Source organism: Mangrovibacter yixingensis (assembly GCF_020523985.1).
In the GTDB taxonomy this organism is placed as follows: domain Bacteria; phylum Pseudomonadota; class Gammaproteobacteria; order Enterobacterales; family Enterobacteriaceae; genus Mangrovibacter; species Mangrovibacter yixingensis.
Window position 1 is genome coordinate 14,952 of the sequence record NZ_JAIVKM010000001.1, and the last position, 12,112, is coordinate 27,063.

At 50.0% G+C, this 12,112-nt stretch carries 10 protein-coding genes and 1 pseudogene; 8 read left to right on the forward strand and 3 right to left on the reverse strand.

From position 1 onward, the window contains the following. Positions 1-112 precede the first annotated feature (112 nt). The 5 genes and pseudogenes from LC084_RS00095 to uraH all read left to right on the forward strand — a co-directional run bounded on the left by LC084_RS00095 (position 113) and on the right by uraH (position 4,494). Positions 113-952 (forward strand): MurR/RpiR family transcriptional regulator, encoded by an 840-nt coding sequence (locus LC084_RS00095; protein ID WP_226568343.1) that lies wholly within the window; start codon positions 113-115, stop codon positions 950-952. 211 nt (positions 953-1,163) lie between these two features. After that, positions 1,164-2,408, forward strand: a complete 1,245-nt coding sequence (locus tag LC084_RS00100; RefSeq protein ID WP_226568344.1) for a pyridoxal-phosphate-dependent aminotransferase family protein — start codon at positions 1,164-1,166, stop codon at positions 2,406-2,408. Then, positions 2,405-3,661 (forward strand): annotated as a pseudogene (gene hpxK, locus LC084_RS00105) (allantoate amidohydrolase); the annotation flags it as partial. The gene LC084_RS00100 and the pseudogene hpxK, both read left to right, overlap by 4 nt. After that, a complete protein-coding gene (uraD, locus tag LC084_RS00110) occupies positions 3,641-4,162 on the forward strand; it encodes a 2-oxo-4-hydroxy-4-carboxy-5-ureidoimidazoline decarboxylase (RefSeq protein ID WP_226571090.1) in 522 nt (173 codons plus the stop codon). The pseudogene hpxK and the gene uraD, both read left to right, overlap by 21 nt. Continuing rightward, on the forward strand, positions 4,159-4,494 hold the full coding sequence (gene uraH, locus LC084_RS00115) for a hydroxyisourate hydrolase (protein ID WP_226568346.1): 336 nt from the start codon (positions 4,159-4,161) through the stop codon (positions 4,492-4,494). The genes uraD and uraH overlap by 4 nt, the downstream gene beginning before the upstream one ends. Before the next feature lie 44 nt (positions 4,495-4,538). Here the strand turns inward: uraH and LC084_RS00120 are convergent, their stop codons facing one another. Together LC084_RS00120 and fadE are read right to left on the reverse strand one after the other, a co-directional pair. Next, positions 4,539-5,312 (reverse strand): amidohydrolase, encoded by a 774-nt coding sequence (locus tag LC084_RS00120; RefSeq protein WP_226568348.1) that lies wholly within the window; start codon positions 5,310-5,312, stop codon positions 4,539-4,541. A gap of 135 nt (positions 5,313-5,447) precedes the next feature. Continuing rightward, positions 5,448-7,892, reverse strand: a complete 2,445-nt coding sequence (gene fadE, locus LC084_RS00125) for an acyl-CoA dehydrogenase FadE (protein ID WP_226568350.1) — start codon at positions 7,890-7,892, stop codon at positions 5,448-5,450. Positions 7,893-8,118: 226 nt separating this feature from the next. On the opposite strand from fadE, the gene lpcA reads away from it, so the two are divergent. Beyond that, positions 8,119-8,700: a D-sedoheptulose 7-phosphate isomerase gene (lpcA, locus tag LC084_RS00130; protein ID WP_226568352.1), complete on the forward strand. Its 582-nt coding sequence runs from the start codon at positions 8,119-8,121 to the stop codon at positions 8,698-8,700. A gap of 81 nt (positions 8,701-8,781) precedes the next feature. Beyond that, the gene (locus LC084_RS00135) at positions 8,782-9,549 is read left to right on the forward strand and encodes a class II glutamine amidotransferase (RefSeq protein ID WP_226568354.1); all 768 of its coding nucleotides are present in this window, start codon (positions 8,782-8,784) and stop codon (positions 9,547-9,549) included. Here LC084_RS00135 and dpaA read toward each other — a convergent pair. After that, complete coding sequence (gene dpaA / locus LC084_RS00140; protein WP_226568356.1) at positions 9,520-10,257, reverse strand: peptidoglycan meso-diaminopimelic acid protein amidase; 738 nt, start codon at positions 10,255-10,257, stop codon at positions 9,520-9,522. The genes LC084_RS00135 and dpaA overlap by 30 nt on opposite strands. A 509-nt stretch (positions 10,258-10,766) precedes the next feature. Between dpaA and LC084_RS00145 the strand changes: the two genes are divergently transcribed. Next, entirely contained in the window at positions 10,767-12,110 is a 1,344-nt protein-coding gene (locus LC084_RS00145; protein WP_226568358.1) for a Na(+)-translocating NADH-quinone reductase subunit A, read from the forward strand. The last annotated feature ends 2 nt before the right edge of the window (positions 12,111-12,112 follow it).

Here is a 12,112-nt window from a genome sequence, read left to right on the forward strand (position 1 = left end):
GTTTCTGTCTCTTGCTCAGGGGAACATTAATACTAAGCAAGAGACGTTCCAGAATGACGCGAAATGTTTCATTATACTCAGGTCGGTTGCAACAAAAGTTACAGGAGAACCCATGAAACAACTGGATGAGCGTCTTAGGGCCAGCTATGCCCAGCTTTCCCCACAGGAACAGCGAGTGGCTGGGTTTATCATGGATCATTTCGATGATTTGATAAGCTATAACAGTGCTGAACTGGCAAGGCTGAGTGGGGTCTCGAAGGCAACAGTCAGCCGGCTGTTTAAACGACTGGGGTATGACCGCTACAAAGTTATGCGCGATGAATTACGTACTTTGCGCCAAAGTGGGATGCCCCTAACAGAAAACCGTGATGCGGTGCAGGGCAACACCCTGCTGGCGCGCCATTACAAACAAGAAATGGCTAACCTGACACACTGGGTCAATACCCTTGATGCTACGCAATTCAGCGATATTATTTCTGCGCTGGCAGTAGCAAAACGTATTCTGATTGTTGGTTTACGTAATAGTTGGCCAGTAGCACTGCACTTGCGTCAGCAACTACTGCAAAGCCGTGGCAATGTCTATGTACTTCCTCAGCCAGGGCAGACTTTATCTGAAGAGTTGGTCGACATCAGCCCCAGTGATTGCGTTGTGATGGTCGCCTTTCGCCGCCGCCCGCGCATTATTCGCCCGATATTGAATGATCTGGTGCAACGGGGCATCCCACTGGTAGTTATTAGCGAACCGCAAGCCAGCACTCTGAAAGGTGTCGGTGGCTGGCACCTTGAAGCCCCTCTGGACAGCGTTTCGGCATTTGATTGCTACAGCAGTGCAATGAGCCTGGTAAATTTGTTGGCAAATGCACTCTTACACCACAGCCTTGCAGATGGCAGGCAGCGTATTCATCAGATAGCGGAACTGTATGGTTCGCTTGATGAACTGGAACAGCGTTAAATTGCACTATCATGGTGCCAATGCACTATGATAGTGTTCACTTTTAGGGCGTTCTCTCTTATCTCTCCAGCCAATAACTTTTCTAAAAAATAAATATTTTACCTGTAGTTATGGTGCTGGTTGTTTTTGTTTCGCTATGGCACATTAGTTGCAGAACTTTTCATTAAGAATCTTTTGTTTCATTGCGAATTGTCTATATCAAGGAATCATCATGTCCGACACCCAGCTTTATCCACAAATCAATCCTCCTCACCGGTTATTGATGGGACCGGGGCCAATTAATGCTGACCCTCGCGTTTTACGTGCTATGTCCAGCCAATTGATCGGCCAGTATGACCCGGTGATGACGGGATACATGAATGAAGTGATGGCGTTATACCGGGGCGTCTTCCGCACCCAAAACCAGTGGACGATGCTGGTGGATGGTACATCTCGTGCGGGTATCGAAGCGGTGTTGGTTTCAGCCATTCGTCCTGGCGATAAGGTTCTGGTGCCAGTATTTGGGCGTTTTGGACATTTGTTGTGTGAAATCGCCCGGCGATGCCATGCAGAAGTGCATACCATTGAAGTTCCCTGGGGAGAAGTCTTTACCCCGGATCAAATTGAAGATGCTATCCGGCATGTGAAACCTCGTTTGCTGCTGACTGTTCAGGGCGATACCTCCACCACAATGTTACAGCCGCTGGAAGAATTAGGTGCGATTTGCCGCCGCCATGGCGTGTTGTTTTACACCGATGCTACAGCGTCGTTAGGCGGCAACCCAATGCAGGCAGATGAGTGGGGACTGGATGCCGTTTCCGCCGGGTTACAAAAATGCCTGGGCGGGCCTTCCGGGAGTTCGCCGGTTACCCTCAGCCCTGAAATGGCGAGTGTCATCAGCAAGCGCCGTTGTATCGAGCAAGGGATCCGCAGTGCATCTCATGAAGATGGTGACGATGAAATGATCTGGTCCAACTATTTTGATCTGGGCATGATCATGGATTACTGGGGGACAGAACGCCTCAACCACCACACTGAAGCAACCAGCATGTTATTTGCCGCACGCGAATGTGCCCGCATCATGCTGGAAGAAGGCATGGACAACATCATTGCTCGCCACGCATTACATGGCCGGGCTATGGTTGCTGGCATTCAGGGAATGGGGCTGTCTGTATTTGGCGATATCGCCAATAAAATGAATAACGTCATGGGTGTGGTTATTCCGGAAAATGTTCATGGTGAAGCGGTGCGCAAAACACTGCTGGAAGACTTCCATATTGAAATAGGCACGTCATTTGGTCCACTGCAGGGCAAAATCTGGCGTATTGGCACGATGGGCTATAACGCTCGTAAAGATTGCGTATTGCAGACTTTAACGGCATTGGAAGCAGTGCTTAACCGCCATGGTTTTCGAACCACACAGGGGGCAGCAATGCAGGCCGCATGGGATATCTATGACGCGGAGGCGCGCCCATGACAGTGATGGCAATGCCCGACGAACAATCCCGCCAGGCGGCCAGCCGCATTATGGCGCGCAGCGATACGCTGGCGTTAATTTCTCAAACCCCGGGGCAACTTACCCGGGTTTTCCTGTCACCTGAGCATTTACAGGCAAATCAGCAAGTTGCCCGTTGGATGGAAGAAGCAGGTATGACCACCTGGCAGGATGCCACAGGAAATATCTGTGGCCGTTATGAAGGTGAAACAGAAGGTGCGAGTGCTGTATTACTGGGCTCACACCTGGATACTGTCAGAAATGCCGGGCGGTATGATGGCATGCTGGGGGTACTGACAGCCATTGAAGTGGTTGACTGGCTTAACCAGCAAGGTAAACGCCTGTCTCATGCCATTGAAGTTATTGGCTTTTCAGATGAAGAGGGCACGCGCTTTGGTATAACCCTGTTGGGTAGCCGGGGGATTACAGGTACCTGGCCTGAAAACTGGCTGGAATGCCAGGACAGCGAAGGCATTACTGTTGCCCAGGCGATGGTGCAGGCAGGGCTTGACCCGGCGAGAATTGGTATGGCGGCGCGTAGCCAGGAAGATTTTATCGCCTACCTTGAACTGCATATTGAGCAAGGCCCGGTTCTGGAACAGGCCTTGCTCCCGTTGGGCGTAGTGACAGCCATCAATGGTGCTCACCGTTTGCGCTGCTGTTTCACCGGCCAGGCCGGGCACGCCGGTACAGTGCCGATGGCGCATCGCCATGATGCACTTGCCGCTGCTGCCGCCTGGATTCACCAGGTGGAACAAATAACATTGGCAAGTGGTGGCGACAATGTCGCAACGGTGGGTACGGTTAATTGTCTGCCTGGTGCCGTTAATGTTATTCCTGGCTCGGTGGAACTGACACTGGATATTCGCAGCCCATCGGATGCCTGCCGGGATGCATTGTTGTCACAACTGTTATCGCAAGCAGAAACGATTGCGCACCAACGCGGGTTATCCTTCACCCACGACACGTTCTATTCTATTCCGGCGACACCATGCTCCCAAGTGTTACAGGCAGCATTGAGTGAAGCGGTTGCTGCTGCTCAGGGCAAAGCGCTTTCTCTGCCGAGCGGCGCAGGGCATGATGCTATTGCTGTCGCAGAACGCTGGCCGGTCGGCATGCTGTTCGTTCGCTGTGAAAAAGGTATCAGCCATCACCCGGCAGAATCGATAACTGAAGCTGATGTTGCTGTTGCGATGAAAGCATGGAGCCAGGCGGTGTGCGCGGTTGCAGAAGCCCCAACGCCACTGGCCCGGTTTAACCAGGCAGATACTCAGGCCGCGAAGGCCATGATTCAGGCTTGCGTGGCAATACCAGCCTGGCAAGAAGCACTGGTTGCTGGCCGGCCTTATTCGTCGTTTACAGCATTGAAAAAGCACGCAATTGAATTAGCTGAAACATGGCAAGCAGCAGAGCTTAATCAGGCGCTCAGTGCACACCCTCGCATTGGTGAGCGGCCAACAGGTAAGAGTGAAGAAGCACAGCTATCGCGCGGCGAACAGGCTGCGGTGAATACTGCAGATCAGGCGCTGGTACAGGCACTGGCAAAAGGAAATGCCGATTACGAAAAGCGTTTTGGACGCGTTTTTTTGATTCGGGCAAAAGGGTTATCCGGGCAGGATATTCTGCAGGCATTACAACGCCGGATGGTGTTGAAACCAGAACAAGAAAGCCTGGAAGCGCTTGAACAGCTACGGCAGATTACGTTATTACGCCTTGAAGGAGTTTTCTTACCATGAGTACGCTCAGCACACATATTCTGGATACGGCAATCGGGAAACCGGCTGTGGGTGTGGCTATTCGCCTGGAACAACTTCAGTCTGGTAAGTGGGTAACGCTAACGCAGGGTGAAACAGATACCGATGGCCGCCTGAAAAACCTCGGTGGTGGGGAACTAGGGCCAGGTCAGTACCGGCTGGTTGCGCAAACTGGTGAGTATTTTGCTATTACTCAACGTGAAACACTCTACCCCGTCGCGCAAATTGACCTGATTTTACCGGCAGATAATCTGCATTATCACCTGCCATTCTTGATTTCCCCCTGGTCGTGGTCGACCTACCGGGGAAGTTAATGACAGGTGGGCTCCCCCAGGCAAATTGCCTGAGAGGGAGGCTATCAGCGGTTAAGCATGAAGTTGTCTGCATCGCGCCAGGCCGGGAATTTTTCCCGGTACTCCTGCAACGCAGTGAGTGACAGTTCAGCGTCTATGCGTGCAGCATGGTGTGGATCGCAAGAGGCAATGATTTCCCCTTGTGGCGAGATAACCCGGCTGTCGCCCCGGTAATGATGCCCATTGCCATCCGTACCCACCCGGTTGCAGCCAGCAACCCAAACCTGGTTTTCAATGGCCCGGGCAGACAACAATGTTTGCCAGTGCTGCGAGCGGGGCGCAGGCCAGTTGGCAACATACAGAGCTAAATCGTAATCGCCCAGGTTGCGTGACCACACAGGGAAACGCAGATCGTAGCAGACTAAAGGTAAAATTCTCCAGCCTCGCCATTCAACAATCACTCTGTCATTCCCAGCCTGATAGAACTGGTGTTCATCAGCCATGCGGAAGAGATGCCGTTTATCGTAATGACTGACTTCACCTTCCGGTGTGACCAGTAAAAAGCGGTTAACCGGCCCGGATTCAGTTTGCAATGCAGCACTGCCCGCAACCATAGCGTCGCACTGGCAGGCCTTTTCTTTCATCCACTCAATGACCTGAGCTTCAGGCATGGACTGCTGTGCTGCTTCCATTGCAAAGCCGGTAGTAAACATTTCTGGCAGGACAATCAAATCCCGCCCAGAAAGCTTATCCATCACCACATCAAAATGGCGCAAATTGGCGGAACCATCCATCCAGACCAGCGGTTGTTGCAACAGGGTAATTTTCAAACCAGACACCGTCAGCGCTCCACATTTATTCAGGGATTATCACACTGTATCAGACAATAACGCGTTTAGCCGCGAAATAAAAACCGCACCTGTTACCAGATGCGGTTTGCGGATGTATCACAGAGATAACGGATTTAGCTCAAATCAGGCAGCCTGGTCTTTATGGCTGGCCTCATGGAACTTTACTGGCTGAGTAGCCAGTGCATCCGGCTCAAACTCATCGACATTAATACTGCGTAATCGGCTAACTTCCGCCTGTTTCAATATCCGGGCTTCTTCTTCCGTTATTTCCCCTGCAGCCAGTGCCGATTTTGCCAGTGCATCCAGGCGGGTAAACGACAGGTTTTTACCGCGGCTTTCACACAGCCGTTTATGAATCGGCTCGGCAGCAATAACATCATGCAATGCGGCTTCTATCAGGCCAGCCGGGTTATGTTCACTCGGCTCCAGGAACTGGCCGCGGCCAATACGGTCACGGGTTGCACTGGGCTGTTGTAGAATTGTCGCGACCTTGCTGTCCAGTTTATCAGAAGGTGCCTGATGGCGGCGGCCAAGTGGGAAGACCACAACACGTAATAAACGGGCAACAGCTTTATTGGGGAAATTACGCAACAAGTCGTCAATAGCCTGCTCAGCCTGGAACAGCGCATCCTGAACCCCCCAGTGTACCAACGGTAAATCTTCCTGATGGCGCCCTTCATCTTCATAACGTTTCAACGCTGCAGAGGCCAAATATAACTGGCTGAGAATATCGCCAAGACGCGCCGAAATACGCTCACGGCGTTTCAGGCTGCCACCCAGCACCGCCATTGAAACATCTGAAAGCAACGCCAGGTTAGCGCACAGCTTATTCATTTGTTGGTAATAACGGCGAGTGGCATCGCGTGTTGGTGCAGCACTGGTACGGCCATTTGTCAGACCCAACCAGAAGCTGCGTACTTTATTACTACCCACATGGCCAATATGGCGGAAAAGCAGCTTATCAAACGCGTTCACATCGTTATTTTGAGCAGCAGTCATTTCATCCAGAACATAAGGATGGCAACGAATGGCTCCCTGGCCGAAGATCATCATACTGCGGGTCAGAATGTTGGCGCCTTCAACGGTAATGGCAATAGGTGCGCCCTGGTAAGCCCTGGCAAGAAAGTTAGATTCACCGAGCATAATGCCTTTGCCGCCAGCGATATCCATGGCATCAATAATTGAACGCTGCCCACGGTGAGTGCAGTGGTATTTGACAATTGCCGACAGCACAGCCGGTTTTTCACCCATCACTATGGCATAGGTAATCAATGATGCAGCAGCATCCATAACCCAGGCATTACCTGCAATACGTGCCAGAGCTTCTTCAATCCCTTCCATTTTGCCAATGGAGACTTTGAACTGGCGGCGAATATGCGCATAAGCTCCGGTAGCCATTGCAACAGATTTCAGGCCGCCAGTTGAGTTGGAGGGTAGGGTAATTCCGCGTCCGACTGACAGGCATTCAACCAACATGCGCCAGCCCTGGCCTGCCATTTGGGGGCCACCAATAATATAATCAATAGGGACAAATACATCGTTACCGCGTGTTGGGCCGTTCTGGAAAGGTACATTCAGTGGGAAGTGACGGTGACCAATTTCAACGCCAGGCGTAGACGTTGGAATTAACGCACAAGTAATGCCCAGTTCCGTTTCCTTGCCCAATAAGTTATCCGGGTCAGACAGTTTAAATGCCAGGCCAAGAACCGTAGCAACCGGTGCCAGAGTGATGTAACGCTTATTCCAGGTCAGCCGCATACCCAGCACTTGTTCGCCTTGCCATTCACCCATGCAAACAACGCCTGTATCAGGAATTGCACCTGCATCAGACCCGGCCTCAGGGCTGGTCAGCGCAAAACAAGGGATTTCCTGGCCGCGAGCCAGGCGTGGTAAATAATGATTTTTTTGCTCTTCAGTACCGTAGTGTTGCAGCAATTCACCCGGCCCCAGAGAGTTAGGAACACCCACAGTAATGGCAAGAATGCCTGAGACGCCAGAGAGCTTTTGCAACACCTTCGCCTGAGCGTAAGCCGAGAAAGCCAGACCGCCATATTCTTTTTTGATAATCATCGCGAAGAAACGGTGTTCTTTCAGGTACTGCCACAACTCTGGAGGAAGATCTGCCAGTTCATGGGTTATCTGGAAATCATTCGCCATGCGGCAGGCTTCTTCCACCGGGCCATCAAGAAAGGCCTGTTCTTCGGGGGTTAACACTGGCTGTGGGTAATTATGTAGTTTTTTCCAGTCAGGTTTCCCCTGAAAAAGATCACCCTCCCACCAAGTAGTGCCAGCATCAATTGCTTCCTTTTCGGTTCGCGACATTGGTGGCATCACTTTACGAAAAGTACGAAATACTGGCGCTGAAATCAGAGATTTGCGCATTGGTGCAAAATTAAACGGCACCAGCATAATTAACAACGGTAACAGCACCCAGGCAGACCACAGCCCGGTAGCAGCAAGGCCTGCGGTCCATAACAACAGAACCAGGCTGCTTAGTGTCAGCGACAGACGGTGATAAAACAGCGCACCTAGCACAATAAACGTTGCAACAATACTCAATATCAGCATAAGAAAAGCTCCCTTCTTGTAGGAGGTCTGACCACTTGATGTAGTTATGGTTTTAGTGGATGTGCATTTCTTTATCAATCTATTTACAAAATAATTACAACCTGGTTCACAATGTTCATGACAAGAGTCTGAAAAAAAGTGGTTCATCTAACCAGCAGTGCTTCTCGCTGTTCGTGCTATCCGGTAAACTTCTGGCTGATATTTTTAATACTGAAGGATATTCCTTATGTACCAGGATTTGATTCGTGGTGAGCTGAATGAAGCAGCCGAAACACTGGCTAACTTTTTGAAAGATGAAGAAAATATTCATTCCATTCAGCGCGCAGCAGTGATGCTGGCAGACAGCTTTAAAGCTGGGGGAAAAGTGCTCTCTTGCGGCAATGGCGGTTCGCATTGTGACGCAATGCATTTCGCTGAGGAACTCACCGGGCGCTACCGTGAAAACCGTCCTGGATACCCGGCAATCGCTATCTCTGATGTCAGCCATCTCTCCTGCGTTAGCAATGACTTCGGTTATGAGTATGTCTTTTCCCGCTACGTAGAAGCAGTTGGCCGGGAAGGCGATGTATTACTGGGTATTTCTACCTCGGGTAACTCAGGTAACGTAATTAAAGCGATTGAAGCAGCGAAAGCGAAAGGCATGAAAGTCATTGCGCTAACAGGCAAAGATGGCGGGAAAATGGCAGGCAGTGCTGATGTGGAAATTCGTGTGCCACATTTTGGCTATGCTGATCGTATTCAGGAAATCCATATTAAAGTTATCCATATTCTGATTCAGTTAATTGAAAAAGAAATGGTAAAAGCCTGAGCCAATAAAAGGCAATGGCGCAGTAGCTGGTAGCGGCACAGGCGTTTTCGTGTTGTGCTGCTACCATGTGTGAGGTGTTTTATGTGTGAATTGCTCGGGATGAGCGCGAATGTGCCCACCGATATTTGCTTTAGTTTTACCGGGCTGGTTCAGCGTGGTGGCGGAACCGGTCCTCATAAAGATGGCTGGGGAATTACATTCTACGAGGGGAAAGGTTGCCGGACCTTTAAAGATCCTCAACCCAGTTTTCGCTCGCCCATTGCCCGCCTGGTCCAGGACTACCCTATCAAATCTTGCTCAGTGGTCGCACATATTCGGCAGGCCAATCGTGGCAAAGTCGCGCTGGAAAATACGCATCCGTTTACTCGTGAGTTGTGGGGGCGTAACTGGACATACGCACATAATGGGCAACTGAAAGGCTACCATTCGCTGGATACAGGGCATTTTCGCCCGGTAGGCGAAACCGACAGCGAGTATGCTTTTTGCTGGTTGTTGCATAAGCTCAATGAACGCTACCCGCGAACCCCTGGCAACATGCCTGCCGTGTTTCGTTACATTGCACAACTTGCAGGTGAATTGCGGGAAAAGGGCGTATTCAATATGTTGCTGTCTGACGGGCGTTACGTGATGGCCTACTGTTCTACCCGGTTACATTGGATAACCCGGCGAGCACCGTTTGGCGTTGCGACATTACTGGATCAAGATGTAGAAATCGACTTTCAGAAAGAAACCACACCGAATGATGTGGTCACCGTTATTGCTACACAGCCTTTAACCGGCAATGAAACCTGGACCCAAATCGAACCTGGTTCATGGGCACTATTTTACCTGGGAGACCGTATAGTTTGAGGCCAGTTGTGGTTGGGTTGCGTTCATATTGGGCGCACCCACAACATAATGACCATTGACTACGGAAACTACAGGTGGCTGATGGTATTTGGCAAAATAGTCGTAACCCGGTTTTAGCTCTTCCCAGAACTTGATGTAATAAGAATATTTATGACGCGCCATATTGGCGTCTGTCATACGGAAAGGGAAGATATTCACCTCAACCTGAGGTTGCCCGAAAATAATAGCACCAGTAACAAACTGGAATATTTCATCAATATTCGAGTTGGTCATTGCATAACAACCGACGGATACACAGGCTCCGTGGATCATCAGGTATTTACCATCATACCCGTGTTCCCGGTCGTAAGTGTTTGGGAAACCAATGTTAATTGCTTTATAAAAGCGGCTGTCAGGTTTTAGCTGGCTTCGCCCAACAGAATAAAAGCCCTCTGGGCTTTTAAAATCCCCCATGCGCCGTTTTGGCCCAAGACCACCAGAATAGTTACAGATGCGGTAGCTGTTCATCAACTGATAGCGTTCGCCCATCTTGACGTACAGCTCAAGAATGCGTTCTTCCTTGAAAATCTGGATATAAACCGGGGAGCCCATTAACTGCTTTTTCATTTCTGTGCTGGCTGGTTTTGCTATCGTGCCGCCGGAAATGTCACTGGCAAATGACAAAAGGGGCATTAGAAGCATCGCAAATACAAGTGCGATTTTACGCATACTGCTATATTCCTTGATAAACCTTAAAATCAATCGCCAGATTGGCTAAGAAGACCCAAAATCAGATTTTTCTGCCTGATCGGGCTCACATTAGCACCACTATTAATTTTCGCAAGCCCTTGAGAGGGATGTTTGGCAGATAATTGTGTAATGGTTGTTATGGCAAGCATATTTTTATTCTGTACTTTGCGAGTTTGTTCTCACTCCCTGATTTTGGATTGGGTTTTTCGCATGCAAGGCGTCCGATTAATGGTACTATCTTGCGGGTCAAAAGTAGATTAATAGTAAAACCCGGTGAGTTGATTGATGGCCGGTGGATAAGATAAGAAAGGACGCTTTCCTGGGATTCACCAACGGCACAAACCTTTTGGTATAAGGCTTGCCGCGTGTATTTTACTGCATTGCTCTCCTCCTTTTCTTAACCTTCGTGCTGTATCACCTTTCATCACTACTCTGGCGTCAGTGGCTTGTTGCTGGCGGAATTACGTTAATAATTGCGTGATAACCATATGATTAAAATTAAAAAAGGTCTCGACTTGCCTATCGCAGGCAGGCCTGTCCAGGAAATTTATGATGGCCCTGCCATCAGTCATGTGGCAGTGCTCGGCGAAGAATATGTCGGCATGCGCCCTTCTATGCGAGTCAAAGAGGGCGAACCGGTCCGTAAAGGGCAGCCACTCTTTGAAGATAAAAAAAATCCCGGGGTCATTTTTACTGCACCTGCCAGCGGCACTGTGGTTGCCATTAATCGTGGCGAACAGCGTGTGTTGCAATCAGTGGTCATTAAAGTTGATGGTAATGAACAAATTACTTTTAACCGCTATGCGCTGAAGGATATCGCTGAGCTCTCACGGGAAACCGTTGAGCAACAGTTGCTGGCTTCTGGATTATGGACTGCATTACGTACTCGTCCATTCAGTAAATCCCCCACACCAGGTTCAGAACCCACCGCTATTTTTGTGACGGCAATAGACACCAACCCACTTGCCGCAGATCCGCAACTGATTATTCACAATGAACGTGAGATGTTTAATGCCGGGTTATCCGTACTTGCCCGCCTGACAAAAGGCAAAGTGCATGTTTGCCAGGCAAGTGGTGGCAAACTGGGTGGGCATTCATCCGGTCAGGTCACCTTTAACGAATTTGCAGGGCCACATCCTGCCGGTTTGCCGGGTACTCATATTCATTTCCTTGAACCGGTGAGTATTAAAAAGCAGGTCTGGCATCTGAATTACCAGGACGTTATCGCCATCGGGAAGCTGTTTATTAATGGGGAGCTTTGCTGTGAACGTGTTGTGGCATTGGGTGGCCCGCAAGTAAACAATCCACGCCTGGTGCGTACCTGTCTCGGAGCATCACTGGAAGAACTGTTACAAGGTGAACTGGCTGAAGGTGAAAACCGCATTCTGTCTGGCTCTGTTCTGAATGGGCATATTGCGCATGGCCCGCATGCCTGGTTAGGGCGCTTTCATTTGCAGGTTTCTGTATTACTCGAAGGGCGCGAGAAAGAACTATTCGGCTGGGTTATGCCGGGCAAAGACAAATTCTCCATCACCCGCACTACTTTGGGTCACTTCCTGAAACATAAACTGTTTAACTTCTCGACAGATACCAACGGTGGCGAACGCTCAATGGTGCCTATTGGTAACTATGAGCGTGTTATGCCTCTTGATATTTTGCCCACTTTACTGCTGCGAGACCTGTTGGCTGGCGATACAGACGGTGCTCAGGCGTTAGGGTGCCTTGAACTGGATGAAGAAGACCTCGCATTGTGCACTTATGTGTGCCCGGGAAAATATGAATATGGCCCGGTATTACGCCAGGTATTAACCCGTATCGAGCAGGAAGGATAACC

What these genes read in the sequence shown, in the direction of transcription:
- LC084_RS00095 (WP_226568343.1), top strand. Translation starts at nt 113, where the DNA reads ATGAAACAACTGGATGAGCGTCTTAGGGCCAGCTATGCCCAGCTTTCC.
- LC084_RS00100 (WP_226568344.1), top strand. Translation starts at nt 1,164, where the DNA reads ATGTCCGACACCCAGCTTTATCCACAAATCAATCCTCCTCACCGGTTA.
- uraH (WP_226568346.1), top strand. Translation starts at nt 4,159, where the DNA reads ATGAGTACGCTCAGCACACATATTCTGGATACGGCAATCGGGAAACCG.
- fadE (WP_226568350.1), bottom strand. Translation starts at nt 7,892, where the DNA reads ATGCTGATATTGAGTATTGTTGCAACGTTTATTGTGCTAGGTGCGCTG.
- lpcA (WP_226568352.1), top strand. Translation starts at nt 8,119, where the DNA reads ATGTACCAGGATTTGATTCGTGGTGAGCTGAATGAAGCAGCCGAAACA.
- LC084_RS00135 (WP_226568354.1), top strand. Translation starts at nt 8,782, where the DNA reads ATGTGTGAATTGCTCGGGATGAGCGCGAATGTGCCCACCGATATTTGC.
- dpaA (WP_226568356.1), bottom strand. Translation starts at nt 10,257, where the DNA reads ATGCGTAAAATCGCACTTGTATTTGCGATGCTTCTAATGCCCCTTTTG.
- LC084_RS00145 (WP_226568358.1), top strand. Translation starts at nt 10,767, where the DNA reads ATGATTAAAATTAAAAAAGGTCTCGACTTGCCTATCGCAGGCAGGCCT.